Source organism: Stenotrophomonas sp. SbOxS2, from assembly GCF_013416715.1.
GTDB classification, from domain to species: domain Bacteria; phylum Pseudomonadota; class Gammaproteobacteria; order Xanthomonadales; family Xanthomonadaceae; genus Stenotrophomonas; species Stenotrophomonas lactitubi.
The window spans coordinates 408626-434758 of record NZ_JAAVXD010000005.1 but is presented as its reverse complement, the minus strand read 5'-3'; the positions used below and the strand labels follow the sequence as shown (position 1 = coordinate 434758).

Here is a 26133-nt window from a genome sequence, read left to right as displayed (position 1 = left end):
CACATGTCCCCCGCCCCTGCCCCACTCGATCCGGCCCTGGCCGTACAGCGCATCCGCGACCTCGCGCGTGCGCATGGTTTCCAGCGCTGTGGTATCGCCGGCATCGAACTGGGCGAGGATGAGGCGCACCTGGCCGACTGGCTGGGCCAGGGCCTGTACGGCACGATGGACTGGATGGCCCGCCACGGCACCCTGCGCGCGCGCCCGGCAGAACTGCTGCCCGGCACCGTGCGGGTGATCTCGGTGGGCATGGACTACAGCCACAAGGATGACACCGAAGCCTGGGCCACGTTGGCCGATCCGGGCCGCGCCTATGTGGCGCGCTACGCACTCGGCCGCGACTATCACAAGCTGATGCGCAACCGCCTGCAGAAGCTGGCCACGCAGATCAACGATGAGGTGGCGCCGCTGGGCTACCGCGTGTTCGTCGACTCTGCGCCGGTGCTGGAGCGCGCACTGGCACGCAACGCGGGGCTGGGCTGGATCGGCAAGCACACCTGCCTGATCGACCGCCACGGCGGCTCGTGGTTCTTCATCGGCGAGATCTACATCGATATCCCGCTGCCGATTGATACGCCGGCCAGCGCCCACTGCGGCACCTGCACCCGTTGCATCGACGTCTGCCCGACCCAGGCCATCACCGGCCCGCAGCGCCTGGATGCACGCCGCTGCATTTCCTACCTGACCATCGAGCATGACGGTGCGATCCCCGTGGAGATGCGACCCCTGATCGGCAACCGCATCTATGGCTGCGACGACTGCCAGCTGGTCTGCCCCTGGAACAAGTTCGCCAAGCGCACCGACGAGGCCGACTTCCGCGCCCGCAACAACCTGGACACCGCGCGCCTGGACCAGTTGTTCGCGTGGGACGAAGCTGAATTCCTGCGCCGTACCGAAGGCAGCCCGATCCGCCGCAGCGGCCACGAGCGCTGGCTGCGCAACATCGCCGTGGCACTGGGCAATGCGTCGACCACGGCAGAGACGCTGTCGGCACTGCAGACACGCGCCGAAGATGCTTCACCCGTGGTCCGCGAACACGTGCAATGGGCGCTGGGCCAGCACGGCCTGCGCTGACGTGCGATCCTGAGGCCCCTGCTCCATCTGCCCCACGCCGTAACCATGCAGCCACGCAACAACGACGTCTTCACCCCCAGCCAGCTCAATACCCTCGCCCGCGACCTGCTGGAAGGCAGCTTCCCGGCGATCTGGGTCGAAGCCGAACTGGGTAGCGTGGCGCGCCCGGCGTCCGGCCATCTGTACTTCACCCTGAAGGACGCGCGTGCACAGTTGCGCGCTGCGATGTTCAGGATGAAGGCGCAGTACCTGAAGTTCGTGCCGCGCGAGGGCATGCGCGTACTGGTGCGCGGCAAGGTGACCCTGTACGACGCCCGTGGCGAGTACCAGATGGTGCTGGACCACATGGAAGAAGCCGGCGAAGGTGCACTGCGTCGCGCATTCGAGGAACTGAAGGCGCGGCTGGAGGCCGAGGGCCTGTTCGACCCTGGACGCAAGCGGCCGATGCCGGCCCATGTACAGCGCCTGGCGGTGATCACCTCGCCCACCGGTGCCGCCGTGCGCGATGTGCTGAGCGTGCTCGGCCGCCGCTTCCCGTTGCTGGAAGTGGATCTGCTGCCGACCCTGGTGCAGGGCGCGACCGCTGCCGCGCAGATCACCCGCCTGCTGCAGGCCGCCGATGCCAGCGGCCGCTACGACGTGATCCTGCTGACCCGCGGCGGTGGCTCGCTGGAAGACCTGTGGGCGTTCAACGATGAAGCCCTGGCCCGTGCAATCGCCGCCAGCGGCACACCTGTTGTATCGGCGGTAGGTCACGAAACCGACTTCAGTCTCAGCGATTTTGCCGCTGACCTGCGCGCACCGACGCCATCGGTGGCCGCAGAACTGCTGGTGCCCGATCAGCGCGACCTGGCCCTGCGCCTGCGCCGTAATGCGGCACGCATGGTGCAGCTGCAACGCCACACCCTGCAGCAGGCCATGCAGCGCGCCGATCGTGCCCTGCTGCGTTTGAATGCACAGAGCCCGCAAGCACGGCTGGATCTGCTGCGCCGACGCCAGCTGGACCTCGGGCGACGACTGCATGCGGCGCACAACCAGCAGCAGGAGCGTCGCGCGGCCCGCCTGCGCCACGCCGCTGCAGTGTTGCGTGGTCATCATCCGCAACGGCAGATGGAGGCACTGCGACGTCGCCTTGCCGCGCTGGGCGGGCGCCCACAGGCGGCACTGCAGCGCCTGCTGCAGCGTGATGCGCTGCGTCTGCGTGGCCTGGCGCGTTCGCTGGAAGCAGTCAGTCCACTGGCGACCGTCGCCCGTGGCTACAGCATCGTGACCCGTGCAGACGACGGCGCGCTGGTACGAAGGGTCGAACAGGTGCAACCGGGTGACGCACTGCAGGCCCGCGTCGGAGACGGCGTGATCGACGTCCAGGTGACGGCGGTCAAGTAAGGGGTGTTCGGCAGGGCTGCGCCCTGCACCTGCAGATGCGTTCAAGCAACGGCAACGTCAAATGCAACAGCCGGCGCTGGGCTATCTGTAGGTTTGGTGGGGCGGTGTCGGATTGCGGGGACGCCGCAAGTACGTCCTTGTAGGCTTGGCAGCCGCATCCATGCGGCTGACACCCCGCAATCCGACACCGCCCCACCTTCGACAGTTTCCCGGTGACGGTTGGCCCATCCATGCCAAGCGTGGATGAATCTCCATCGAAATCGAATATTTCGAATTGAAATCGAAAAGCATCCACGCATGGCGTGGATCTACGTGTCGACCAAGGTCGACACCTACCAACAGCAGCGGGAAACTGTCGAAGGCGGGGTGGGTCCGGTTGCGGGAGTGTCCGCGGCATGGATGCCGCGGCCAAGCCCCCATGGATGGGTTTACGGCGTCTCCCGCAATCGGACCCACCCCGCCATCCCTCAGGAAACCCGCTTCTGCCGTTGCTTCGGCCGTTGCCGTTGTTTCTGCGGGTGCAGGGCGCAGCCCTGCCAAACCACCCTTTACCTGGCCTGCTCGCAGAACTTCTGCCGGTACTCCAGCGCCTTCGGCATCAACGCCTGCAGATTCTGGATACGGGTACCCGGATTTGGGTGGGTCGAAGCGAATTCCGGCGGCGACTGGCCGCCACCGGCCTGACCCATCCGCTGCCACAGCGGCACCGCCTCGCGCGGATCGAAACACGCCGCCGCCGCCAGCATCAGACCCACTTCATCAGCCTGCGTCTCGTGGCTGCGCGCATACGGCAACAGATAACCGTAGCCCATCGCCGACATCATCATCTGTTGCTGCTGCGCATCCATGCCACTGGCGGCGCCGGCCACCTGGCCGATCTGGGTCAGCTTCTGCTGGGCCATGCGCTGTGCACCGTGGCGCAGCAACGCATGGGCGATTTCATGACCCATCACCACCGCCATCGCATCGCGGGTGCGCGCGACCGGAATCAGCCCCGTGTACACGGCCATCTTGCCGCCGGGCAGGCAGAACGCATTGGCCTGTTCGGACGGAATCACATTCACTTCCCACTCGAAGTCGCGCGCGAAGTGTGCCGGTTGCAGCCCGTGTTCCTGCGCCAGCGCGGTCTCCACCACGTCCACCTTGGCGATCAGTCGCTCGGCAATCGCCCGGACATCCCGCGAGACCTGTTCGTTCGGGCCCAGCGGGCGCTCCTGCGACAGGATCTGCTGGTAGGCCTGCAGGCCCAGTGCCTTCTCCTGGCTGGCGTCCAGGCTGCTGTCGATCAGCACCTTCTCGCCGGTATAGGGGTCGACCGCACGGTTGGAGAACCAGTAGAACGCCGTATAGCCGGCGGCCAGCAGCAGCACCCACCAGCGGATGTTGCCGAACAGGCCACGCCGCTGCTGCGGCGAGCGGGAAAAAGGATCATTGCGCATCGGCAGGTCTTCCAGCTGACCCCGCCGGCCGGCGGGCACGGCGCAATCTTAGTGCGGCGCTGCCTGCGGCGGGTGAAACCGGCGCCGATCCAGGCGTGCCCGTCAGATCCCGCGGACCAGCCGGAAGCCGATGCGCGCGCTGGTGGTATCCGAATCCTGCGATTGCCGCCAGGCTGCCCGGGTCTGCTCCGGGGCATTTGCCCAGTTGCCACCCCGGATCACCCGTGAACGGCAGCCCGGGTTGAACCAGGCCACACCATCGGCCGGAGCGCGCCGATAGCTGGCATGCCAACAGTCGGCCACCCACTCGCTCAGGTTGCCGCCCATGTCGTGCAGACCGAAGCCGTTCGCCTGGAAACTGGCGACCGGGGCCGGCCCCCACCAACCATCGCCATAGCCGACGAAGGCATTGTGCCAATGCCTGCCGGACGGTGAAACGTCCTTGCTGCCGGTGTAATTGCCACTGCCTTCCGGCGGCAGCCCGGCATCGCCCCACGGGTAACGGCCACTGCTGCCGGCACGCATCGCGTACTCGAACTCGGCCTCGCTGGGCAGGCGGTAGCTGCGGCCGGTCTGCTCGGAGAGCCAGGTCGCGTAGTTCTCCGCATCACGCACGCTGACGTGCATCACCGGCGAATTGCCCAGCGCGCGCCCACCGTCATAGTCGGATCGCCAGTCCACGCCGCTGCGACGGATGAAATTGCCGCTGCGCTCGTCATAGACCACCGAATGTCCACGCCGGGTCGCGCGTGGACGAGCGTTGGTCGCCTTCACATAGCGCTCGAAATCACCCACGGTGATTTCGGTGATCGCCATCGCGTAACCGCGCTCGAAGCGCACATAGTGCGACGGCCGCTCCGCATCGGTTGCGCCCGGCTCGGTATCACTGGCACCCATCTGGAATCCACCGTGCGGTACCACGATCATCTGCGGTCCACGGCCGCCATCACGCAGTGCGTCGCTGAACACCTGCCCCGGCCGGAAACTGCCGTAATGGGTGGCCAACTCGATGCGCTCGCGCAGCTGCGCCACCACCGCGTCGCCCGGCAAGGCGATGCGCAGCGCTTCGGCCAGCTTCTCGCGCGCAGGCTTCAATCCCTGCGGGGTGGTCAGATCATGCAGGCCGCCATCGCGCAGCTGGACCAGCGCCGCGGCACGGATCTGCTCGATGCGCTCGAACGCATCGGCGATGGTCGGTGACGAGTCACGCACCTTGCTGGCTTCTGCCAACCACGCGCCGGCGCTGGCGAAATCGCGGATGCGCGCGGCATCCTCGGCCCGCCGGATCAGTCCGCTTTCGGCAGCGGCCAGACCCTGCCGCGCACGGCGGTTGTTCGGGTCCAGCGCCAGTGCCTCGCGGAAATTGCCGATGGCGCCGTCGCCCGCCTCACCGATCCGGTCGGCACGCAGATCGTCCTCGCCCGCGCGGTTGTAGGCGACCACACGCTGCGCCGTCTCCACCCGGCCCTGCAGCGCGCGCACCTTCTCATCCTTCGGCGCCAGGGTCAGCAGTACCAGCGCCTGCCGCCCGGCTTCGGCCAGCGCTTCACGCTGCCGCAATGGCTGCTGCAGCAACGCATCGGCCTGTTGCAGCAGGCGCTGCTTCGCACGTTGCAGGCCCAGGCGCGCCTGGCGGTCGTCGGGTTCCTCTTCCTGCACCGCCAGCCACAGCGGCACTGCCGCATCGCCATCTTCGTACAGATGCCCCCGCGCGAATGCCTGATCGGCCACCCGGCGCAGCTGTGCCAGCGTACGCCCCTGGCGATCGACCCGCGGCGGCGTCCACTGCTGGATGTCCTCGGCCGCATCGTCACCGGCAATGGTCACCGTGCCCTGCCCGCTACCAGACGCCGGATCGGCCTCTGGCGCGGGATCGGCCGGCTGGCCTGCGGTGCCATTGGAGGTCTGCGCAGGGGGCGACGGCGTGCAACCGGCCAGGCCCACGGCCAAGGCGGTAGACAGCGCGGACGACAGCAGAAAACGCAAGCAGGGCCTCCTTCGGCACGGATGCGGACCGACGTTAGGCTATTCTCCCCTGCCTGAGCAAACACGAGTAGTAGGCCCCGACCTGTGGCAACCTGGATCACCACCCCCGCCGAGCTGGACACATACCGCCAGCAGCGGCCGACCCGCATCGGCCTGGATACCGAATTCATCCGCGAACGCACCTTCTGGCCGCAGCTGGCGCTGGTGCAGATGGCCGTCGGCGAGGACATCCTGCTGATCGACCCGTTGATTCCCGGCATGCCCGAGGCGTTGACACCGTGGCTGGCCGATGAATCCATCACCAAGGTGATGCACAGCGCCAGCGAAGATCTGGTGGCGTTCAAGTGGACCTGCGGCGTGCTGCCGCGCCCGTTGTTCGACACCCAGATCGGCGCCGCCCTGGCCGGCATTGGTGCTGGCATGGGCTACCAGAAGCTGGTGCAGGAGATCACCGGCGTGGCACTGGAAAAGGGCGAAACCCGCTCGGACTGGATGCGCAGGCCGCTGTCGGACTCACAGCTGAAGTACGCCGCCGATGACGTCGAGCATCTGTTCGCGATGCATGACGCGATTTCCACCAAGCTGGAATCGCTGGGGCGCCAGCAGTGGCTGCACGACGACGGCGAGCGCCTGCTGGCCAGCGTCGCCAATGACGAGGACCGCTGGCCACACCTGGGCATGCGCTCGGCGCAGTTCCTGGACGCGCCCGCGCAGCGCCGCCTGCTGCGCCTGCTGCGCTGGCGCGACGTGCAGGCGCGCGCCAGCGACCGTCCGCGCAGCTGGATCCTGGACAACGAACTGGCCGCGACCCTGGCACGCACGCCGCCAGCCGACGCGGCTGCATTGAGCAAGCTGTTCGAACAATTCCCGAAGGCGCCGCGCAAGCTTGCCGCTGCGGTATGGGAGGCGCTGGATACCCCGTTGGCCGACGAAGCCGATGCACCATTGGCAATGCAGGCCAGCGATGCCAGCAAGCAGCTGCTGAAGAAGCTGCAGGATGCCGTAGCCGAACGCAGCCGCGAGCTCGGTCTGGCTGACGGCGTACTGGCCTCGCGCAAGCATCTGGAAAGCTATCTGGAGCATCGGCAGTGGCCTGCCGCATTGGCCGGTTGGCGCCAGCAGGAACTGGAGCCGGTGCTGGCACCGCTGTTGCCCGCCGCCTGAGTATCCTGCCGTCGTCGCGCACGCAGCGCGGCGACGGTACACCCTGGCTCTGCCATGAGATCTCGCGGCGCGTGCCTGCTGCGCGAGACACGTCGCGCTGCCGCCTCTCGAAACCCATGCGGCGCTGATTGCTCCCTGGGGCGAGCCCTGCCGCGATCCTGTACGTCCGCCAACAGGATCGCGCCGCTCGGTTTATGTACATGACTGCAGACACATACGCCTGCGTCGGCGGCGTGCAAGAGTGAATCGCACGTCACCTTGTACGCCTGTTCAAGGCACGAGTGGACGACGCACCCCGCAGGACCGATGCCGTCGGCGCAGGTCCTGCCCACGCTGCTGCGCAAAGGACTCCCATGCACACGATCATCTCCGAACGGACCGCAGCTTCCCCCTCCCGCCCCATGCGCCACCTGCGCCGATGGCTGGGCATTTCACTCCTGTGCGTTGCCGCAAGTGCAAGCGCCGCCGATAACCTGCAGGCACGCATCGCTCAGGCATTACAGGGCACTACGACGCCGGCCATGGGTGTGCTGGTGATCCGCGACGGCAAGATCGCCGAGCAGGCCGTCAGCGGCGTCCGCCGCAATGATGAAAAGGTGGCCGTCAGCACGGGTGATGCCTGGATGATCGGCTCGACCGGTAAACCGATCACCGTGGCGATGATCGCGCGCCTGGTCGAACAGGGCGTGCTGAAGTGGGATGCGCCGCTGTCGGCGATGCTGCCCGACCTCGCGGCACAGATGCAGCCGGCCTACCGCAACGTCACGCTGGTGCAGCTGCTGTCGCACCGCGCGGGCCTGCCGGAAAACCTCACCGATGGCGCCGCTCTGGATGCGTTCTTCACCGACACGCGTGCCCTGCCGGTGCAGCGCGAGGCCTATATCAAGGCCGCGCTGTCAGAGGCGCCGGTCCACCCGCCGGGAACGGAATTCGCTTACAGCAACAGCGGCTTCCTGATCGCGGCAGTGATCGCCGAGCGCGCCACAGGCAAGGACGTGGAGACGCTGATCCAACGCGAGGTGTTCCAGCCGCTGCAGATGACCGGTGCCGGCTTCGGGCCGACCACGGCAGGGCAGCCGTTGGGCCACCGCGGCGGCAAGCCGGTCACCCGCGCGCCGCAGAAAGCCGACGATGGCGTACCGCCGATCTACACCGCCGCCGGCAACCTGCACATGCGCCTGCAGGACCTGGCACTGTTCGCCATCGACCAGCTCGCCGGCAGCCACGGCAAGGGCACGCTGTTGACGCCGGCGTCCTACACGCTGATGCAGAGCGCGCAACCGGGCAGCCCCTCAGGTCTGGACTGGGGCGTGCAGCCATCGATCGCCGGCCGCCAGGGCCCGGTGCTGGTGCACGGTGGCTCCGATGGCAACTGGCTGGCGTGGGTAGTGCTGTTCCCCGCACAGAACAGTGGCGTGATCGCCATTGCCAACGCCGCCGAAGACATGGGCGCCGACACGGCAACCATGGGTGTGCTCGGCGGCCTGTTCGCCGAGCTGGCCCCTGCTGTCACGCCCGCCGCCAAGTAGACCCGTTACGACGCCCTGCACCTGCGGGGCGTCGATTCCGCGTGTCAGTTCCCACAACGGCAAACGCCCTGCACAGGCAGGGCGTCTGGAAGGTAGTGCAAAGGTGTCGGTACCGCGTGCGGTACCGACCGATGCGTCTTACCAGTTCATGTTCAGCGACACACCCACGGTGCGCGGTTCGTTGTAGACCGCCGCCATGTAGTTCTCGATCACACCCTTGAGGTTCTTCTCGTTGGTGATGTTGCGCGCGAACAGCGCCACTTCGTAGGCACCGTAGTTGCCCGAGTAGCCGATCTTCAGGCCGCCCTCGAAATCACCCTTGGAGTTGAACTCCTGGCTGTCGTACAGCACGAAGCTGGTGTAGCCCTGCTTGTTCCAGTCGGTGGACACGAACATCGTGCCTGCATCGCTGACCGGGAAGTCGTAGCGCGCGGCCAGGTTGATGTTGTACTTCGGCGCGTTCGGCAGCGGGTTGCCATCGATCTGGGCGAAGGTGTTGGCACCGACCTTGATGGTCGGGTCATCGACGGTGCACACCACCTTGCCGTTCAGGGCGCAGACCTGCGCATACACGCGCTTGTCCTTGATCTCGCTGTGCAGCAGGCTCAGACCGGCGCTCAGGGTCAGGTTCGGGATCGGGCGCAGTTCCATGTCCGCTTCGAAGCCGTAGGCCTTGGCCTTGTCGGCGTTGAACAGCACGCCGTTGCCGTCCGAATCGTTGCCGTTGAGCTGGATGTCGTTGACGGTGTAGGTGAACGCGGTGGCATTCAAGCGCAGGCGGTTGTCCCACAGGCTGCTCTTCACGCCCGCTTCCCAGGACAGGATCGTCTCCGAATCGGCGGTGGTGAAGTCAGCGTTGAACACGGCCGAACGGCCCTGGATGGTCGGGCCACGGAAGCCGCGCGCGACCTTCGCATAGACGCTCACGTCCGGGGTGATCTGATACATCGCGCTCAGATCCCAGCTCGGGGTGGTGTCGGTCATCTTGACGTCGGTGCGGCCCTTGTAGGTGACTGCGCCAGCGGCGGTGTCGGCAGTCTTCAACAGACGGGTGTGCTTCTCATCGCGGGTCTGGCGCAGGCCGGCAGTGACGGTGAACTTGTCGGTGAAGGCGTAGCTGAGCTGGCCGAATCCGGCCCACGAGGTGTTCTTGTTGCGCAGGCGCACCCAGTTGTTCGGGTTGCGCGCCGCGCCCTTCAGGAACCAGGCGCGCTGGTAGAAGTCGGTGGTGTCGCTGCCGTTGAAGTAGAACGCGCCGGCCTGCCACTGCAGGGCGCTGTCATCGTGGCTGGCCAGGCGGAATTCCTGGGTCCACTGGTCCAGGTCACGGATCTGGCCCATCGACTGGCCATAGCCGTTCGGCACGCCATTGACCGGGAAGTTGACCGCAGCGCCACCGTCGGTGTCACCACGGCTGTAGCCGGAGGTGGTTTCGTAGGCGGTGATCGAGGTGAAATCGATCGCGCCGAAGTCATAACGCGCCTTCACCGAACCGCCGTAGGTCTTGTACGCCTGCGGGTTGTTGTCGGCCTCGTCATAGGCGACCTGGTCACGCGGCACGTCGGTCTTGTTCGAGCCCTTGGTCAGCGCATTGCGCAGGAACAGGGTCGAGGTGCCTTCGTAGTCGCGGGCGTGGGCCGAGGCGAGGATCGAGAACTGGTCGCTCGGGGTCAGCAGCAGCTGCGCGCGCACGTTGCGGTCGTCGAAGCCGCCCATGGCGTTCTTCCTCGGGCTGACCGTGCCGTCGGCGCTGGGGCCGGTGTAGGTGTTGTCGACGTAGTCGTCGCGGTGCTGGTACAGGGCCGACACGCGGAACGAAGCGATGTCGTTGATCGGGCCACCGAAGCCACCGTCGATCGACACGCTGTTGTAGGAAGCGTAGCTGGCGCTGACACGGCCGCTGTAGTCCTGGGTCGGCTTGAGGGTGTCGAACTTGACGATGCCGGCGGTGGTGTTGCGGCCGAACAGCGAGCCCTGCGGACCGCGCAGCACTTCCACCTGGTCGACGTCATAGACCGGGTTGGACTTCAGCACCACGTGTTCCAGCACGACGTCGTCCTGGATGATCGACACCGGCTGCGACGCACCCAGGTAGAAATCGATGTTGCCCAGGCCGCGGATGTAGAAGCGCGGGAAGATGCGGCCGGTGGTGGTTTCCGCATACAGGCTCGGCACGCGGCCGGACAGCGCCAGCAGGGTGTCGTCGCCGCCGGCGGTGAAGTCGCGCATGCGCTCGCCCTGCACCACGCCTACCGACACCGGCACTTCCTGCAGGTTCTGCTCGCGGTGCTCGGCGGTCACGGTGATGGTGTCCAGCCCGGTCGGGGTCGGCGCACTGTCCTGCGCGGCAGCACCGAAGCTGGCAGCCAGGGCCAGGCCTGCACAGGCCAGGGCCAGCGGATGGCGACGGAAGGAAACGAGGGAGGACGACATGCCCGACGAACGGCGGGAATCGGAATGGGAAGGCATCGAAAGCTCTGAGGAGGCGTCCGTGCGGCCTGCGCTGACCGGGCGGCAAATAGGAGGAAAACTGCGCAAGCGGCCATTATCCTCCAAATTGTTACAATTTCGTTGCGCCGGCAGGCAGCAGGGGCATCAAGCCGTCTTCGGCACAGTCCGCCCTCAGCCGGCCTTTGGTAACGGCGCCAGCGCAACCTCGACCATCGCCAGTAGGCGCTCGCGGCTGACCCCATCACGCGCCTGCACCGAGATGCCATGCAACACCGTGGCGAAATGATCGCCCAGGGCCTGCACGGACAGATCGGCGGACAGCTCGCCGGCTGCCTGCGCCTGCTGCAGCCGCGCGATGATCGCCGCCGTGCGCTGGCGTCGATGGCTGGCCAGCCAGTCACGTACGCCCTCGCCCTCCGGTGACACGCTGCTGGCCGAGGACACCACCAGGCAGCCATGCGGACGACCACGACGGGTATAGGTCAGCACGGCATCACGCAGCATGCTGCCGATCGCATCGCGCAGTGATGCCTGTTCCAGCGCGCGCGGCGCGAAGCCGCCCTCACCTTCTTCGTACAGCGCCACCGCTTCGCGGAACAACTGCTCCTTGCTGCCGAACGCGGCGTAGATGCGCGCCGAGGCAATGCCAAGCGCTTCAACCAGGGCCGACATCGAGGTGCCCTCATAGCCGTGCTGCCAGAACAGCAGCATCGCCTTGCGCAATGCCTGGTCCCTGTCGAATTCGCGCGGTCGCCCTGCCATCTGCCTGCCTGCCGTTCTGAGGCGCGCAGTGTAGCGCGGGTGTTGACCATCCCGATGCACGCGCCTATTCTTTGTCGACCGACAAACAATTGGAGCAACACATGCAAACCCTCAAAGGCCCCAGCCTGCATCTGGCGCAGTTCGCTGGCGACCAGGCGCCGTTCGACAGCCTGTCCGGCATCGCCGCCTGGGCAGCCGGCCATGGCTTCAAGGCCCTGCAGATTCCGGCATGGGACGCGCGCCTGTTCGACCTGGCCACCGCTGCCGACAGCCAGGACTACTGCGACGACCTGCGTGGCACGCTGGCCGAACACGGCCTGCAGGTCAGCGAGCTGACCACCCACATCCTGGGCCAGCTGGTGGCCGTGCATCCGGCCTACGATGAACTGTGCGATGGCTTCGCCCCGGAGGCGCTGCGCGGCAATCCGCAGGCACGCAGCGAATGGGCACAGCAGCAGCTGCATCTGGCCGCCCGCGCCTCGCGACGGCTCGGCCTGCAGGACATGGGCACCTTCTCCGGCTCATTCGCCTGGCCCTACCTGTTCCCGTTCCCGCAGCGTCCGCCGGGCCTGATCGATACCGCGTTCGATGAGCTGGCACGCCGCTGGCGGCCGATCCTCGACACCTGCGAGGACAACGGCATCAACCTCTGCTACGAAATCCATCCCAGCGAAGACCTGCACGATGGCACCAGCTTCGAACGCTTCTTCGAGCGTGTCGGCCAGCACGAGCGCTGCCGCATCCTGTTCGATCCCAGCCACTTCGTGCTGCAGCAGCTGGATTACCTGCAGTTCCTGGACATCTACCATCCGCTGATCCGCATGTTCCATGTCAAGGACGCGGAGTTCCGCCCCAATGGCCGCCAGGGCATCTACGGTGGCTACGCCGACTGGACCGAACGCGCGGGCCGCTTCCGCTCGCTGGGCGATGGCCAGGTCGATTTCAAGTCGATCTTCTCCAAGCTGGCGCAGTACGACTACGCCGGCTGGGCAACGCTGGAATGGGAGTGCTGCCTGAAGGACCAGGAAGCCGGCGCGCGCGAAGGTGCCGCCTTCATCCGCGACCACATCATTCCGGTCACCGACAAGATCTTCGACGACTTCGCCGGCGCGCCGATCAGCAGCGCCCAGATGCAGCACATGCTCGGCATCGCCTGAGCCCCCACAGGAACATTCCCATGACGAACTTCCCCACCGCTGGTGCCCCCGGCGACGACACCCTGCGCCACCACTACCTGCGCATCGACGGCCAGCGCGTGCACTGCGTCTCCGCTGGCAGCGGGCAACCGGTGCTGTTGATCCCGGGCTGGCCGCAGACCTGGTACGCCTGGCGCCACGTGCTGCATGCGCTGGCCGAGGCCGGCTTCGAAGCGATCGCGGTCGACCCGCCCGGCATCGGCGAATCCGATCGTCCCGCGCACGGCTATGACACCGGCAGTGCCGCCGCGGTACTGCACCAGACCATGCAGGCCCTCGGCCACGAGCGCTACCAGGTGGTCGGCCATGACATCGGCATGTGGATCGCCTATGCGCTGGCCAGCGACCAGCCGCAGGCGGTACAGCGCCTGGCCGTGACCGAAGCGGTGATTCCCGGGTTGGCGCCTGAGCCGGGCATCTTCGCCGCACCGGCCGACAACATCTTCCTGTGGCACTTCATGTTCAACCAGGTAGCCGATCTGCCCGAGGCACTCATCAGCGGTCGCGAACGCGCCTACCTGGACTTCATGTTCGACCGCTGGTCGTACCGGCGCGATGCGGTAGCCAGCGAAACCTATATCGCCGCCTACAGCCGGCCCGGCGCGTTGCGTGCAGGGTTTGCCTGGTACCGCGCGATTCCGGAAACGATCCGCCAGAACCAGGTCCGCGCACAACGCCGGTTGACGATGCCGGTGCTGGCCATCGGCGCCGAGCACGCCACCGGCAACGCCCCGATGCTGACCCTGCAGCCGCACGCCGATGATCTGCGCGGCAGCGTCGTTCCGGGCTGTGGCCACTTCATCATGGAAGAAGCACCGCAGGCCTTCCTCGCCCAGCTGCTGCCGTTCCTGCAGGAGGCTGACCATGCCGCTTGAACCTGCGTTGCAGGCGTTCGTGGATGCGGTGGCGGCGCAACCGCTGCCGGACGATCTGCTCGAACTGCGCGCACTGAGCGAGCAGGCGCTGCCCACGCTGCAGGGCGCCACCGAGGCGGTATCGCATGTCGTGGAGTACGTCATCAGCGCGCGCGACGGCCATGCGCTGGTCGTGCGCCTGTACACGCCCGCGGCCATCAGCACGGAACCGCGCCCGGCCCTGTTGTTCGCCCACGGCGGTGGCTGGTTCCAGTGCTCGCTGGCGGTCTATGACGGCCCCTGCCGGGCCTTGGCCAATGCCAGCGGCCATGTCATCGCTGCCGTCGGCTATCGCCTGGCCCCGGAGCATCCGTTCCCGACGCCGCTGCACGACGTCGTCGACGCCTGGCTGTGGCTGCAGGCCAATGCCGCAGACCTGGGGCTTGATCCAGCACGCCTGGTCATCGGCGGCGACAGTGCGGGCGGCAATCTCGCCGCAGCGTGCTGCCTGCTGCTGCGCGATCAGGGACTGCCGCTGCCATCGCATCAATTGCTGCTGTACCCGGCATTGGATGCCACCATGGCCAGCAGCACCTACGGCGAGTTCGCCGACGGCTACTACCTCAGCGCCGAACTGATGCAGCGCTGCTGGCAGGCCTATCTGGGCGACGGTGACCGCCGACAGGCGCTTGCTTCGCCCCTGCATGCCCGCGATCTGCGCGGGCTGCCGGCGGCGACGGTACTGAGCTGTGAGTTCGACCCGCTGCGCGACGAAGCTGAACAGTACGCCGCGCAGCTGCGGGAGGCGGGCGTGGACTGCACGCTGGAGCGCCTGCCGGGAATGATCCACGCCTGCATCCACCTGCATGGCGTGTCGGCTGCAACCGACATCGCGATCCAGCGCGCGGCGGCCCTGCTGCCCTGAAACGACGGGCCGCAGAGGGACGCAGCGGCGATTCCGCTGCGTCCCTGCGTGCCCCTTGGCAGCCGGCACCTGGCGGCGCTATGCTAGGTCCGTCACGTGGCGCCAGCTCCGCTGCCCACGGGATGCAACATCCCCTTGGGGCCATAGCTCAGCTGGGAGAGCGCGTCGTTCGCAATGACGAGGTCAGGAGTTCGATCCTCCTTGGCTCCACCATATGAAAAACAGAAAGCCCCGGCACTGCCGGGGCTTTCTGTTTTGGCCTTCCGCTCAGGCTGGGTCCTGCCCGCCGTCCTTGCGCACGGGTGCACGCGAATGTGCATCGTGCACCTTCTGGTCGTGCTGGCCGGGACGCTGTTTGGCCACTTCATCCTGCTGCCGGTCCTGGCGACTCTCCTGCACGCCTTCGTGTGCATTCGAGGTCTTCTTGTCGTGTTCGGTCATGAATCGCTCCCATGGCGCCGGCAACAGGCCGGCGTGACGCAGACAACGCTATCCGCGCCTGCGTGATGCGGTGGTCGGCTGCCCGCGAACAACGCGTGCAGCCATCACGCTCCTGCAGTGCTTGTGATCGTCATCGTCGCGTGATCACAATCGGCGGATCACCTCGCACAAGGACGCGCCATGTATCGCCCTGCCCTGTTGATTCCACTGCTGCTCGCCACTGGCTGCGCGCATCGCCTTGACCGGCAACCGATGCCGCCACCGGGCTATATCGGCAACTACGAAGCGGTGCGTGCGGCGCAGGATGATCCCTCTCGCGGCATCTCCGGCGTTTTCGTGCTGACCGTGAAGGCCACCGGTACCGAAGGCGAGCGCATCTACCTCAACAGCGAGCGCGATTACCGCCATCCACTCAACATCACGCTCAACATCGATGCCGCGCTGCGCCCGGAACTGGAAAAAGCGTTCGGCATGAAGCTCGAACAGCTGCAGAACCGGCGCCTGCTGGTGCGCGGTACCGCGGGTCGGGTACGCATCGCCTTCATCGATTCGAACGGCCAGCAAAGCGACAAGTACTACTACCAGACCCAAATCCAGATCCGCGACGCCAAACAGCTGCGTTTCGCCCCGTAAGCCCACGAACGGCGCGCGTCGAAGATTGAGGGCACCGGTTCCGTTCCGGTGCCCTCAATGAAGCAATCGCTCAATCCAGCTTCACCACCAGCTTGCCGAAATTGCGCCCCTGCAGCAGGCCAAAGAAGGCTTCCGGCGCACTCTCAAGCCCCTGCACGACGTCTTCGCGGTACTGGATGCGCCCATCGCGCAGCCACTGCGGCATGTCGCGCTCGAAATCCGGCCACAGATGCTTGAAGTCGTGGACGATGAAGCCACGCACGGTCAGCCGCTGGCGCAGGATCTGGCTGAACAGCGCCGGCAGCCGATCCGGCCCAGGCTGCGCGACGCCGCGGGCGTTGTAGGTGGCAATGGTGCCGCACACCGGAATGCGCGCGAAATCATTGAGCAGCGGCAGCACGGCGTCGAGCACATGCCCGCCCACGTTCTCGAAATACACGTCGATGCCATCCGGTACGGCAGCACGCAGCTGCGCTGCAAAATCGGAGGCGCGATGGTCCAGCGCCACGTCCACACCCAGTGTTTCCAGGTACGCACGCTTGGCCTCGCCACCGGCGATGGCGACCACGCGCGCACCCTGCAGCTTGGCCAACTGCGCCACGGTGGCACCGACCGGCCCACTGGCAGCAGCCACCACCAGGGTCTCACCGGGTTGCAGCTTGCCGATTTCGGTCAGGCTGGAGTACGCGGTGAACCCCGGCATGCCGTACACGCCCAGCGCCGTGCTCAGCGGCAGCCCGGCCGGATCCAGGCGCCGACTGATCGCATCACCCGCCACCACGGCGTGGGTCTGCCAGCCGCCAGGGGCCAGCACCAGTTCGCCCACCGCCAGGCCAGGCGCCTGTGACTGCAGCACTTCGGCCACGGTCTGGCCCTCCATCACCGCATCCACTGCCACCGGCGGTGCGTATGACGGGCCATCATCCATGCGTCCGCGCATGTACGGATCCAGCGACAGGTAGCGGTTGCGCAGCAGCACCTGGCCGGGGCCCAGCGCCGGAAGGGGCGCCTGTTCGAGGCGGAAATTGGCGGCGACCGGCGCACCTTGCGGACGCGAGGCAAGCACGATGCGGGTGGTTGAATCGGACATGTCCAATGGCTCTGCTGCGGGCAGCGTCGGGGAGGGAACAGCGACAGTACGCCGCGCCGTGCCCTCGTGGGCGCCATGAAAACAGCGTTCCATCGGCACCTTCCCCACTTCGCCGCCGCATCGCTTGCCCCGTCAGCTTTGGCGTCAGCGACGGGCCGCTGTTTTCCGCGTCCGGCATTCCCGGTCAGGCCGGCTCAACGCAGGATCAACCACTTGCACGGCCTTCCACCGGTCGCAGACACCAATGTGAAGGTTTTTTTCCAAAACGCTTGCCGAACCTGTCCTACGTCCGTAATATGCGCGTCCTCGGCAGCGACATCGCTGCAACGAAACAAGTGGCCGAGTAGCTCAGTTGGTAGAGCAGGGGATTGAAAATCCCCGTGTCGGCGGTTCGATTCCGTCCTCGGCCACCACTTTCGAAGACCTGCAGAAATGCGGGTCTTTTTTTTCTACATGGCCGAGTAGCTCAGTTGGTAGAGCAGGGGATTGAAAATCCCCGTGTCGGCGGTTCGATTCCGTCCTCGGCCACCATGTTCAAAGACCTGCAGAAATGCAGGTTTTTTTTTGTCTGTGACTTTCCGACCATGCAGCACGTGGATCGCGCCGCATCGATCCTGCGCGGACGCGGCCACACCGGTTGACGAAACATTCACACCTCCGCGTGCCGTGCATCCTACGCTCCAGAGTCCTGCCCGGAGCCGATCAATGCGCCTGCGCCCTGCCCTGCTGACCTGCCTGCTGCTTTTCGCCGCACCGGCACTCGCTGCCGAGCCCGTGCGCGCTGTCAACGAACTGGACATCGATCGCTACGCCGGGCAGTGGCACGAGATCGCACATCTGCCGGTGTCGTTCCAGAAGCAGTGCGTGGGCGAGATCACCGCCAACTACGGGCTGCGCCGCGATGGCCGCATCAGTGTCACCAACGCCTGCCGCAACGGTGATGGCGAGCGGGTTGTCGCCGAAGGCGTGGCTCGGCCCGTTGCGGGACAGCCCGGGCAACTGCAGGTGCGCTTCGTTCCCGACTGGCTGAGCTGGGTGCCACTGGTCTGGGCCGACTACTGGGTGATCGCGCTGGATCCCGACTACCAGTGGGCGATGGTCGGTGAGCCCGGCCACAAGTATCTGTGGATCCTCGCGCGGCTGCCGGAGATGGACCGCGCCCTGTTCGACCAGCTGAAGGCAAAGGCCGAAGCGATGGGCTACGACCTCGCACCGCTGCGCATGATGGCGCCCCTGCGCGACGCGCCCGCCGATTGAGGCGCCGCCCAACCGGGACACGCTACGTCCGCAATCCGGCATCGCGCACGCCTCGCGTACATCTTCACGCGCTACCCTCTGTGGCCGGTCGCCGCAGGCGACCCATTCCACCATACGCCGTAGTATGCTTACTCCACGCACCGCCTTCAGAGGACCTGCGCCCATGCTCCACCGCTTCCGTACCGTCTTGATCGTCCTGTGCACCCTGGCCCTGGTCGCTTGCGGCGATGGCATCGTCAAGCGTGTTTCGGAACCGGCGGCGAGCCTGCAGCAGCTGACCGTGCAGGCCAACGGCGACTGGACCGTCGCCCTGCGTCTGCAGAACTACAGTTCGATGCCGATGAGCTTCGACGACGTCGCGCTGGCCCTGACCATCGGCGACACAGAAGCCGGACCCCTGTCCGCCAAGCCGGGCATCTCCATCGGCGGCGTCTCTGCCGATGTCATCAACGTCAACTTCAAGCCCAGCCCGGCTGCACGCCTGGTGATCGCCGACGCACTGGCCAGCAACCGCACCCTCGCCTACAGCCTGAAGGGCACGGTGTCGGCCACGCCGCAGGAAAAGAAGCAGCGCACCTTCGACATCAACAGCCGCAGCACGCTGAACCAGGCCCCGGGCCTGCCCGGCGTACTGCGCTGATCTCCGCTTTCCGCCGCGACGCATCGCGCCGCTCCCCCTGTTACTGATCAAATCGAGACGCACCGATGAGCAGCTACACCGCCCCGCTTTCCGACCTTCGTTTCGGCCTGCACGATGTGCTGAAGGTCGAGCCGCTGTTCGCCCGCCTGGGCTTCACCGACGCCACCGCCGATGTCGTCGATGCCGTGCTGGAAGAAGCCGGCCGCTTCAGCGCCAGCGTCCTGGCCCCGCTCAACAGCGTGGGCGACGAGATCGGCTGCGTGCTCGACCAGGCCAGCGGCGAAGTAACCACCCCGCCCGGCTTCAAGCAGGCCTACGACCAGTTCGTCGACGGCGGCTGGACCGGCCTGACCGCGTCACCGGAACTGGGCGGCCAGGGCCTGCCGCACACCCTGGGCGTGCCGCTCAACGAAATGATCAACGCCGCCAACCTGGCCTGGGGCAACTTCCCGCTGCTGTCGCACGGCGCCATCGAAGCGTTGAAGCAGCACGGCGAAGCCTGGCAGCACGAGGCCTTCCTGAAGCCGCTGATCGAAGGCCGCTGGACCGGCACCATGTGCCTCACCGAACCGCATTGCGGCACCGACCTGGGCCTGCTCAAGACCAAGGCCGAGCCGAACGCCGATGGCAGCTATTCGATCACCGGCACCAAGATCTTCATCACCGCCGGCGAGCACGACCTGACCGGCAACATCGTGCACCTGGTGCTGGCCAAGCTGCCCGACGCCCCGCCGGGCGCCAAGGGCATCTCGCTGTTCGTCACTCCGAAGTTCAAGGTCGACCGCGACGGCAACGTTGGCGAGCGCAATGCGCTGCGCTGCGGCTCCATCGAACACAAGATGGGCATCAAGGGCTCGGTCACCTGCGTGATGAATTTCGATGGCGCCCAGGGCTACCTGGTCGGCCAGCCGCACAAGGGCCTGCAGGCGATGTTCACCATGATGAACACTGCTCGCCTGGGTGTCGGTCTGCAGGGCATCGGCCTGTCCGAGCGCGCTTACCAGAACGCGCTGAAGTACAGCCGTGAGCGCCTGCAGTCGCGCTCGCTCAGCGGCGCCAAGTTCCCGGACAAGCCGGCCGACCCGATCCTGGTGCATCCGGACGTGCGCCGCATGCTGCTGACCATCAAGTCGCTGGTGGAAGGCAGCCGCCTGCTGGCGCTGCACGCCGCCACCCTGATCGACGTCGCCCACCATGCAGACGATGCCGGCGAACGCGAGCGCGCCGACACCCTGGTGAGCTTCCTGACCCCGATCTCGAAGGCCTGCCAGACCGAATGGGGCATCGAGAACACCTACAACGCCCTGCAGTGTTTCGGTGGCCACGGCTACATCCGCGAACACGGCATGGAACAGCTGGCCCGCGATGCCCGCATCACCACGCTGTATGAAGGCACCACCGGCATCCAGGCGCTGGACCTGATCGGCCGCAAGACCGCGTCCAGCCAGGGCGCTGGCCTGAAGCTGATGCTGGCGGAGATCGAAGCGTTCGCCAAGGCCAATGAAGGCAACGAAAGCCTGGCCGAGTTCATCGGCCCGCTGCGTGCCAAGGCCGCCGAGTGGGGCAAGATGACGATGGACGTTCTGCAGCGTTCGGCCGCCAACCCGGACGAACTGGGCGCAGCCAGCTACGACTACCTGTTCTATTCGGGGTATGTGGTGCTGGCCTACTGGTGGGCCCGCAGCGTTGCCGCCGCCGATGCCAGCGCACACGGCGCAGCATTCGCCCAGGGCAAGCGCGAGACCGCGCGTTTCTACTTCGCCCGCGTGCTGCCGCGCACCCTCGGCCATGCGGCCGCCATCCAGGCGGGTGCCGCACCGCTGATGGCAATGGACGACGAACGCTTCGGCGCCTGAGCCGGGCCGCGCCCGGCACCCGCGACAGCAACAGCAACAGCAACGGCTGGTTTCCTGCGGGATGGCGTGGCGGTGTGGGCTGGCAGGACACGCCGTAAACCCATCCCTGGGGGCTCGATGGCGCCATCCATGGCGCCAACGGTCCTGCCAGCCCACACCGCCCCGCCCCTGACAGTTCCCCGCGGCTGTTGGTAGGTGTCGACCTTGGTCGACACGTAGATCCACGCCACGCGTGGATGGAAACCCCCGAAATCCATCTGGAGAAAAGCCCCCTTTTGTTAAAGGGGGCGCGCCAACGGCGCGGGGAATAGGAGGAATGCGCGGACCTGAATGTTGACGATTTGTGTATCGCCCGCTGGGCGATACACAAATCGTCAACATTCAGGTATAAGCTGTTTTCCCGATGGAGACAGACACTACACGCTTGGGTCTGATCGAAGCCGGAGCTCCGTTTTCTGCTCCGGGCGCCGAAGCATCGCCCAACGCCACGACGCTGCATCGCCCCGGCACGGTCCGGTTGCTCTCACTTGATGGTCACGGGCGGGTCCTGGATTGGATCACCTGGCAGGACGCCGCCTGCCTCTACGCCCGCGATGCGGTCGCCTGGACGCTCGGCGACCCCTGCCTGCACATCCACGGTGGGACCAATCGTCGCAGTGGCATGCAGAGCGGGATGGACCTGCACCCGATCATCGCCGCGCGCGGCCACGCCCGCTCACGCGCGCTGGACCCGACGCCGAACCTGACCAACCCGGCCCTGTTCGCCCGCGATGCCCATCTCTGTCTTTACTGTGGCCAGCAGTTCGGACGCCCTACCCTCACCCGCGACCACGTCATGCCCTTGTCCAAAGGCGGCCTGGATACCTGGGAAAACGTAGTCACCGCCTGCTTCCACTGCAATTCGCGCAAGAGCGACCGCACCCCGCAACAGGCCGGCATGCCACTGCTGGCGGTGCCGTACCGGCCGAGCTGGATCGAGCACCTGATCCTGTCCAACCGCAACATCCTGGCCGACCAGATGGCGTTCCTGAGGGCCCAGCTGCCCAAGCGTTCCAAGCTCTGCACCTGAACTGCCGGGAATGCAACCCTCACCGTCCTGTCACGGACGGCGGCGTTTGCTTGCCCCACCCCCGTTTGAGGGCGAAAATGGGCGTTCAGAACAAGTGCGAACATGATGATCGACTCTGCCCGCTATCCCCGCCTCGCGCGCATCCAGACACCGGATGACCTGCGCACGTTCGACGAATCCGAACTGACGGCGGTTGCCGATGAACTGCGTGCCTACCTGATCGAATCGGTTGGCAAAAGCGGCGGCCATTTCGCCGCTGGCCTGGGCGTGATCGAGCTCACCGTGGCCCTGCACTACCTGTACCAGACCCCGGTCGACCAGCTGGTCTGGGACGTCGGCCACCAGACGTACCCGCACAAGATCCTCACCGGCCGCCGCGACGAGATCCACACCGTCAAGCAGAAGGATGGCGTCGCGCCGTTCCCGAAGCGCGAAGAGAGCGAATACGACACCTTCGGTGTTGGCCACTCCTCGACCTCGATCTCGGCAGCGCTGGGCATGGCCATCGCGCGCCAGACCGAAGGTGACGACCGCAAGGTCGTGGCTGTGATCGGCGACGGCGCGATGACCGCCGGCATGGCGTTCGAAGCGCTGATGCACGCCGGTGGCATGGAGCCGGAACCAAACCTGCTGGTGATCCTCAACGACAACAACATGTCGATCTCCGAGGCAGTGGGTGGGCTGACCAAGATGCTCGGCCGCGCCACCGGCAGCCGCACGCTCAATGCGCTGCGCGAAGGCGGCAAGAAGATCCTCGGCGACAAGAAGAACAACCCCGCCCGTTTCGTGAAGCGCTGGGAAGAACACTGGAAGGGCATGTTCGTGCCGTCCACGATGTTCGAGGAAATGGGCTTCCATTACACCGGCCCGATCGACGGCCATGACCTGCCGGCGCTGCTGTCTGCGCTGAAGACGCTGCGTGCCTCCAAGGGCCCGAAGCTGCTGCATGTGATGACCACCAAGGGCAAGGGCTACGAGCCCGCCGAAGGCGACCAGATCGGTTACCACGCGGTGGGCCCGTTCGATCCGGACAAGGGCCTGGTGGCCAAGACCGGCGCCAAGAAGCCCACCTATACCGACGTGTTTGGCGACTGGCTGTGTGACGCCGCCGCGGCAGAGCCCCGCCTGTATGGCATCACCCCGGCGATGCGCGAAGGCTCGGGCCTGGTGCGCTTCAGCAAGGAGTATCCGCAGCGTTACTTCGACGTGGCCATCGCAGAGCAGCACGCGGTGACCCTGGCTGCAGGCATGGCCACCCAGGGTGGCAAGCCGGTGGTCGCGATCTATTCCACCTTCCTGCAGCGCGCGTACGACCAGCTGGTGCACGACGTGGCCATCCAGGATCTGGATGTGCTGTTCGCGATCGACCGCGCCGGCGTCGTCGGCCCCGATGGCGCAACCCACGCCGGCAACCTCGACCTCAGCTTCCTGCGCTGCGTGCCGAACATGGTGGTGATGGCTCCGTCCAACGAAGCCGAGTGCCGGCAGATGCTCAGCACCGGACTGCAGCACCCCGGCCCGGCTGCAGTGCGCTATCCGCGCGGCAGCGGTACCGGCGTGGATGCCGGCAGCGATCTGTCGACCCTGCCGATCGGCAAGGGCGAGCTGCGCCTGCAGGGCAACCGCGTCGCCCTGCTCGCCTTCGGCAGCACCGTCGCCGCCGCCGAACAGGTCGGTCGCGAACTGGGTTTGAGCGTGGTCAACATGCGTTTCGTCAAGCCACTGGATCGCGAACTGGTGCTGGCCATGGCCAACCAGCACGACGCACTGGTGACGATCGAGGACAACGTGGTGGCGGGCGGCGCCGGTTCGGCCGTGGCCGAACTGCTCAATGCCGAGGACGTGCTGCGCCCGATCCTGCACCTGGGCCTGCCCGATGCCTTCCAGCATCACGCCAGCCGCGAGGACCTGCTGGCCGAGGCCGGCATCGATGCCGCCGGCATCCGTGCGGCCCTGCTCAAGCGCTGGCCGCAACTGGCCGCTGGTAACCCGCCGCTGAGCGCGGCGGGCTGAGAAACCGCGGAGGTATGGGCCACGTCATGCGTGGCTCCCCAGGTTTCTCATCCACGCATGGCGTGGATCTACCAGGGTGCTGGTGACGCAAAAGTAGATCCACGCCATGCGTGGATGCCGCAGACCCTGCCGGCGAACGGCGCTCTCAGCCGTAGCTGATCGCTTCGACAAAAGCACCGCTGGACTCCACCCGCACCGAGGCGCGCTGGCCGGTATCGGTGAAATGCAGGCGGGCCAGGGTTTCGGCGAAATCGAAGGCACGGACGCCATCGCGGAACTCGATCGGTTCCGGCTTGTCCGGGTGCAGCACGCGCCATTGGCGCTGCTCACATTGCAGTCGGATCAACATGCGTTGCTCACTCCTTGAACAGCGTATCGACGACGAGAGAATGACCGCACCAGGCGCGACAGGGATGGCCAGTGCGAACCTGGACGCGCAAGGCGTCCCGGGAGTCGACAATACGAGGAAAGAAGTGTGATCGCTATCAGATTTCTCTGATCTTGAGCCGATTGCGTCGGCCGCTCAATTCACCTGGAACTGGGCCCTGCAGCCGTTGCTGACCCAGATACCACGGCGGTCCCAGCCCCAGCTCTGGCCTTCGATGCAGGCACTGCGCGATTCCTGCCGGACCAGACGCACGCCGCGACGAACCTGTGCGTCGCAGTACTGCTGGCGCCGGTCATTGGAATGGCAGGCAATCACCTGGCCGCCACCACCCCACTGGCTTCCGCCCCAGCCGTTGCCACCACCGCCGCCCCAACCACCGCCGCCACCGCCCGGTCGCCGGTATTCACCGACGAATTCGGCACGGCAGCCTTGGGTAACCCAGACACCGTAACGGGACTGGCCCCAGGTCTCACCTTCCACACAGGGGGAGCCGGACAACTGGCGGATCATGCGCGCGCGCCCTTCCAGCCGGCACTCGTTGCTGCGGTTCTTGATCGATTCGCAGCGCACGATGCCATTGCCACCACGATCATCGTAGCGATCGTCGTAGCCATAGTTCTGCGCCTGCACGCCGCCAGCGGCAGCCATCATCGGCAACAGGGTGCACGCCACGGTGCGCCAAGTGAGTCCCTTGCCCATCCCTCGTCTCCAGGTGAATACGGTGGAGGCAAGCATCGGGGATTCCGGGCGTGGCGCACAGAGGGAGCTGCGACGGCGGTTTTTCCCCCATTCAACCAACCCAACCGCAACTGACTGCGGCTGCGGCGGCTCAGCGGCCGAAGTGCAGCGCGTCGACCGCGGTGCCCAGTGCTTCCACGCGCACGGTGCTGTGCTGGCCGGTACGGCAGTGATGTTCGCTGGCCCGCGAGGCAGCGGCGTCGAAGGCTGCCGCACCAGTGCTGAACTCTTCGGTCGCCCGTGTCTGCGGATCCAGGATGGACCAGCGCTGGGCGGTGCATTGGACAGTGATGACCATGGTGAGCTCCTGCGTTTCTGGGAAGTCCGGGACCGGCGCAAGGCCGATCTCCGATGCCCGACCAGCCTAGCCAGCGCCCCGGGGAAGACCTATCGGATTTATCCGAAAACTCCCTACCGGCACCTCAGAAAGCGCCGCCCATCACATCCCTGAGGCCATTTAGGAAATCCATTCCGTGACCCTTGTCACGAAGTCAGCCGCGCTTCACACTATCGTCATCAACAGGGGCCCCTTCCACATGCGCACCTCGCTTCCACTGCAGCGTTCGACGCTGCTGAAGTTCTATTTCGCCGCCAGCTACGTGGTACTGATCGAGGAACTGGTCCGCGCATCGCTGAGTTGAAGATTGGCCAGCGATGCTTGCCGCTGCTGCGGGGACCGAACAAACTGTCGGTTTACGGCACGGAGCCGCCCCCATGAAAGTCCTGTTCCTGATCCCGCTGCTGGCCCTGGCCGCGTGTGCCAGCCCGGAAAAACCGGTCACTCATGACACCGCCACGCCCGTGGTTGGTGGTGACCGCGATGCACACGGATGCATCGGTTCGGCCGGCTATCAGTGGTGCGAGCACAGCCAGCGCTGCGAGCGCCCATGGGAACTGGCGCAAGCGCAGGGCCTGGCCAACACTGCCGAAGCCATCGACGCCTACTGCGCCACTCCGGCAACGCCGGCGCGCAGGTAACGGGTGCTGCCGATGACCGACCTGGCCCCACTGCCCGCGCTGACACCTGGCCGCTACCGTCACTTCAAAGGTGGCGAGTACGAGGTGATCGACATCGTCCGCAGCAGTGAAACGCTGCAGCCGATGGTGCTCTATCGCGCCCTGTACGGCGAAGGCGGACTGTGGGTGCGTCCCTATCCGATGTTCATTGAACAGGTGCCCGGCGAGCACGGTCCGCAGGCACGCTTCGCCCGTATCAGCGACTGAACGGCGCGACTCACGCCG

24 protein-coding genes and 3 tRNA genes are annotated in these 26133 nt (G+C 66.3%); 18 read left to right on the top strand and 9 right to left on the bottom strand.

Features of this window, described 5'->3' with window-relative positions:
- The first annotated feature begins 3 nt into the window (after positions 1-3).
- Positions 4-1074 (top strand): tRNA epoxyqueuosine(34) reductase QueG, encoded by a 1071-nt coding sequence (gene queG / locus HFK18_RS11565; RefSeq protein ID WP_180166367.1) that lies wholly within the window; start codon positions 4-6, stop codon positions 1072-1074.
- Between the two features lie 45 nt (positions 1075-1119).
- Positions 1120-2460 (top strand): exodeoxyribonuclease VII large subunit, encoded by a 1341-nt coding sequence (gene xseA, locus HFK18_RS11560; RefSeq protein ID WP_180166366.1) that lies wholly within the window; start codon positions 1120-1122, stop codon positions 2458-2460.
- Between the two features lie 548 nt (positions 2461-3008).
- Here the strand turns inward: xseA and HFK18_RS11555 are convergent.
- The gene (locus tag HFK18_RS11555; RefSeq protein WP_180166365.1) at positions 3009-3899 is read right to left on the bottom strand and encodes a M48 family metallopeptidase; all 891 of its coding nucleotides are present in this window, start codon (positions 3897-3899) and stop codon (positions 3009-3011) included.
- 102 nt (positions 3900-4001) lie between these two features.
- Positions 4002-5885: a formylglycine-generating enzyme family protein gene (locus tag HFK18_RS11550; protein ID WP_180166364.1), complete on the bottom strand. Its 1884-nt coding sequence runs from the start codon at positions 5883-5885 to the stop codon at positions 4002-4004.
- Between the two features lie 84 nt (positions 5886-5969).
- Between HFK18_RS11550 and rnd the strand changes: the two genes are divergently transcribed.
- Together rnd and HFK18_RS11540 are read left to right on the top strand one after the other, a co-directional pair.
- Entirely contained in the window at positions 5970-7049 is a 1080-nt protein-coding gene (gene rnd / locus HFK18_RS11545; RefSeq protein WP_180166363.1) for a ribonuclease D, read from the top strand.
- Between the two features lie 353 nt (positions 7050-7402).
- Positions 7403-8578 (top strand): serine hydrolase domain-containing protein, encoded by a 1176-nt coding sequence (locus HFK18_RS11540; RefSeq protein ID WP_218946684.1) that lies wholly within the window; start codon positions 7403-7405, stop codon positions 8576-8578.
- 138 nt (positions 8579-8716) lie between these two features.
- Here the strand turns inward: HFK18_RS11540 and HFK18_RS11535 are convergent, their stop codons facing one another.
- Both HFK18_RS11535 and HFK18_RS11530 read right to left on the bottom strand, forming a co-directional pair.
- On the bottom strand, positions 8717-11047 hold the full coding sequence (locus HFK18_RS11535) for a TonB-dependent receptor (protein ID WP_180166361.1): 2331 nt from the start codon (positions 11045-11047) through the stop codon (positions 8717-8719).
- Positions 11048-11200: 153 nt separating this feature from the next.
- Positions 11201-11791 (bottom strand): TetR/AcrR family transcriptional regulator, encoded by a 591-nt coding sequence (locus tag HFK18_RS11530; RefSeq protein ID WP_180166360.1) that lies wholly within the window; start codon positions 11789-11791, stop codon positions 11201-11203.
- A 101-nt stretch (positions 11792-11892) separates the two neighbouring features.
- Between HFK18_RS11530 and HFK18_RS11525 the strand changes: the two genes are divergently transcribed.
- The 4 genes from HFK18_RS11525 to HFK18_RS11510 all read left to right on the top strand — a co-directional run bounded on the left by HFK18_RS11525 (position 11893) and on the right by HFK18_RS11510 (position 14979).
- The gene (locus HFK18_RS11525; RefSeq protein ID WP_165377682.1) at positions 11893-12948 is read left to right on the top strand and encodes a sugar phosphate isomerase/epimerase family protein; all 1056 of its coding nucleotides are present in this window, start codon (positions 11893-11895) and stop codon (positions 12946-12948) included.
- A gap of 20 nt (positions 12949-12968) precedes the next feature.
- Positions 12969-13862, top strand: a complete 894-nt coding sequence (locus HFK18_RS11520) for an alpha/beta hydrolase (RefSeq protein WP_180166359.1) — start codon at positions 12969-12971, stop codon at positions 13860-13862.
- A complete protein-coding gene (locus tag HFK18_RS11515; RefSeq protein WP_180166358.1) occupies positions 13852-14766 on the top strand; it encodes an alpha/beta hydrolase in 915 nt (304 codons plus the stop codon). Before HFK18_RS11520 ends, HFK18_RS11515 begins: the two co-directional genes overlap by 11 nt.
- Positions 14767-14903: 137 nt before the next feature.
- A tRNA-Ala gene (locus HFK18_RS11510) sits at positions 14904-14979 on the top strand.
- A gap of 54 nt (positions 14980-15033) precedes the next feature.
- Here HFK18_RS11510 and HFK18_RS11505 read toward each other — a convergent pair.
- On the bottom strand, positions 15034-15207 hold the full coding sequence (locus HFK18_RS11505) for a hypothetical protein (protein WP_165780992.1): 174 nt from the start codon (positions 15205-15207) through the stop codon (positions 15034-15036).
- Positions 15208-15387: 180 nt separating this feature from the next.
- Here HFK18_RS11505 and HFK18_RS11500 point away from each other — a divergent pair, with 180 nt between their 5' ends.
- A complete protein-coding gene (locus HFK18_RS11500) occupies positions 15388-15840 on the top strand; it encodes a hypothetical protein (protein WP_180166357.1) in 453 nt (150 codons plus the stop codon).
- A 70-nt stretch (positions 15841-15910) separates the two neighbouring features.
- Here HFK18_RS11500 and HFK18_RS11495 read toward each other — a convergent pair whose 3' ends face one another.
- Positions 15911-16930: an NADP-dependent oxidoreductase gene (locus HFK18_RS11495; protein WP_180166356.1), complete on the bottom strand. Its 1020-nt coding sequence runs from the start codon at positions 16928-16930 to the stop codon at positions 15911-15913.
- A 337-nt stretch (positions 16931-17267) separates the two neighbouring features.
- Here HFK18_RS11495 and HFK18_RS11490 point away from each other — a divergent pair.
- The 7 genes from HFK18_RS11490 to dxs all read left to right on the top strand — a co-directional run bounded on the left by HFK18_RS11490 (position 17268) and on the right by dxs (position 23765).
- A tRNA-Phe gene (locus HFK18_RS11490) sits at positions 17268-17343 on the top strand.
- A gap of 42 nt (positions 17344-17385) precedes the next feature.
- Positions 17386-17461 (top strand) — tRNA-Phe (locus tag HFK18_RS11485).
- Between the two features lie 174 nt (positions 17462-17635).
- On the top strand, positions 17636-18187 hold the full coding sequence (locus HFK18_RS11480; RefSeq protein ID WP_180166355.1) for a lipocalin family protein: 552 nt from the start codon (positions 17636-17638) through the stop codon (positions 18185-18187).
- Between the two features lie 163 nt (positions 18188-18350).
- Positions 18351-18827 carry an LEA type 2 family protein gene (locus HFK18_RS11475; RefSeq protein ID WP_180166354.1) on the top strand — a complete coding sequence of 159 codons (477 nt, stop codon included), beginning with the start codon at positions 18351-18353 and terminating at the stop codon, positions 18825-18827.
- A 65-nt stretch (positions 18828-18892) separates the two neighbouring features.
- A complete protein-coding gene (locus HFK18_RS11470) occupies positions 18893-20683 on the top strand; it encodes an acyl-CoA dehydrogenase C-terminal domain-containing protein (protein ID WP_180166353.1) in 1791 nt (596 codons plus the stop codon).
- A 403-nt stretch (positions 20684-21086) separates the two neighbouring features.
- The gene (locus HFK18_RS11465; protein WP_025876340.1) at positions 21087-21752 is read left to right on the top strand and encodes an HNH endonuclease; all 666 of its coding nucleotides are present in this window, start codon (positions 21087-21089) and stop codon (positions 21750-21752) included.
- A gap of 105 nt (positions 21753-21857) precedes the next feature.
- Positions 21858-23765, top strand: a complete 1908-nt coding sequence (gene dxs, locus HFK18_RS11460) for a 1-deoxy-D-xylulose-5-phosphate synthase (RefSeq protein ID WP_100554159.1) — start codon at positions 21858-21860, stop codon at positions 23763-23765.
- Between the two features lie 145 nt (positions 23766-23910).
- Here dxs and HFK18_RS11455 read toward each other — a convergent pair whose 3' ends face one another.
- The 3 genes from HFK18_RS11455 to HFK18_RS11445 form a co-directional block, all read right to left on the bottom strand.
- Positions 23911-24114, bottom strand: a complete 204-nt coding sequence (locus tag HFK18_RS11455; protein WP_032978640.1) for a hypothetical protein — start codon at positions 24112-24114, stop codon at positions 23911-23913.
- Between the two features lie 174 nt (positions 24115-24288).
- On the bottom strand, positions 24289-24852 hold the full coding sequence (locus tag HFK18_RS11450; protein WP_089236266.1) for a DUF3011 domain-containing protein: 564 nt from the start codon (positions 24850-24852) through the stop codon (positions 24289-24291).
- A 130-nt stretch (positions 24853-24982) separates the two neighbouring features.
- Complete coding sequence (locus tag HFK18_RS11445; protein ID WP_089236267.1) at positions 24983-25189, bottom strand: hypothetical protein; 207 nt, start codon at positions 25187-25189, stop codon at positions 24983-24985.
- 416 nt (positions 25190-25605) lie between these two features.
- Here HFK18_RS11445 and HFK18_RS11440 point away from each other — a divergent pair, with 416 nt between their 5' ends.
- Positions 25606-25869, top strand: coding sequence for a hypothetical protein (locus tag HFK18_RS11440; protein WP_100553074.1), 264 nt, complete (start codon positions 25606-25608; stop codon positions 25867-25869).
- 12 nt (positions 25870-25881) lie between these two features.
- Entirely contained in the window at positions 25882-26115 is a 234-nt protein-coding gene (locus HFK18_RS11435) for a DUF1653 domain-containing protein (protein ID WP_100554160.1), read from the top strand.
- Positions 26116-26133: the final 18 nt, after the last annotated feature.

Coding starts and splice junctions, on each gene's coding strand:
- queG (WP_180166367.1), top strand. CDS start 4: ATGTCCCCCGCCCCTGCCCCACTCGATCCGGCCCTGGCCGTACAGCGC.
- xseA (WP_180166366.1), top strand. CDS start 1,120: ATGCAGCCACGCAACAACGACGTCTTCACCCCCAGCCAGCTCAATACC.
- HFK18_RS11555 (WP_180166365.1), bottom strand. CDS start 3,899: ATGCGCAATGATCCTTTTTCCCGCTCGCCGCAGCAGCGGCGTGGCCTG.
- HFK18_RS11540 (WP_218946684.1), top strand. CDS start 7,403: ATGCACACGATCATCTCCGAACGGACCGCAGCTTCCCCCTCCCGCCCC.
- HFK18_RS11535 (WP_180166361.1), bottom strand. CDS start 11,047: ATGCCTTCCCATTCCGATTCCCGCCGTTCGTCGGGCATGTCGTCCTCC.
- HFK18_RS11530 (WP_180166360.1), bottom strand. CDS start 11,791: ATGGCAGGGCGACCGCGCGAATTCGACAGGGACCAGGCATTGCGCAAG.
- HFK18_RS11525 (WP_165377682.1), top strand. CDS start 11,893: ATGCAAACCCTCAAAGGCCCCAGCCTGCATCTGGCGCAGTTCGCTGGC.
- HFK18_RS11520 (WP_180166359.1), top strand. CDS start 12,969: ATGACGAACTTCCCCACCGCTGGTGCCCCCGGCGACGACACCCTGCGC.
- HFK18_RS11515 (WP_180166358.1), top strand. CDS start 13,852: ATGCCGCTTGAACCTGCGTTGCAGGCGTTCGTGGATGCGGTGGCGGCG.
- HFK18_RS11505 (WP_165780992.1), bottom strand. CDS start 15,207: ATGACCGAACACGACAAGAAGACCTCGAATGCACACGAAGGCGTGCAG.
- HFK18_RS11500 (WP_180166357.1), top strand. CDS start 15,388: ATGTATCGCCCTGCCCTGTTGATTCCACTGCTGCTCGCCACTGGCTGC.
- HFK18_RS11495 (WP_180166356.1), bottom strand. CDS start 16,930: ATGTCCGATTCAACCACCCGCATCGTGCTTGCCTCGCGTCCGCAAGGT.
- HFK18_RS11480 (WP_180166355.1), top strand. CDS start 17,636: ATGCGCCTGCGCCCTGCCCTGCTGACCTGCCTGCTGCTTTTCGCCGCA.
- HFK18_RS11475 (WP_180166354.1), top strand. CDS start 18,351: ATGCTCCACCGCTTCCGTACCGTCTTGATCGTCCTGTGCACCCTGGCC.
- HFK18_RS11470 (WP_180166353.1), top strand. CDS start 18,893: ATGAGCAGCTACACCGCCCCGCTTTCCGACCTTCGTTTCGGCCTGCAC.
- HFK18_RS11465 (WP_025876340.1), top strand. CDS start 21,087: ATGGAGACAGACACTACACGCTTGGGTCTGATCGAAGCCGGAGCTCCG.
- dxs (WP_100554159.1), top strand. CDS start 21,858: ATGATCGACTCTGCCCGCTATCCCCGCCTCGCGCGCATCCAGACACCG.
- HFK18_RS11455 (WP_032978640.1), bottom strand. CDS start 24,114: ATGTTGATCCGACTGCAATGTGAGCAGCGCCAATGGCGCGTGCTGCAC.
- HFK18_RS11450 (WP_089236266.1), bottom strand. CDS start 24,852: ATGGGCAAGGGACTCACTTGGCGCACCGTGGCGTGCACCCTGTTGCCG.
- HFK18_RS11445 (WP_089236267.1), bottom strand. CDS start 25,189: ATGGTCATCACTGTCCAATGCACCGCCCAGCGCTGGTCCATCCTGGAT.
- HFK18_RS11440 (WP_100553074.1), top strand. CDS start 25,606: ATGAAAGTCCTGTTCCTGATCCCGCTGCTGGCCCTGGCCGCGTGTGCC.
- HFK18_RS11435 (WP_100554160.1), top strand. CDS start 25,882: ATGACCGACCTGGCCCCACTGCCCGCGCTGACACCTGGCCGCTACCGT.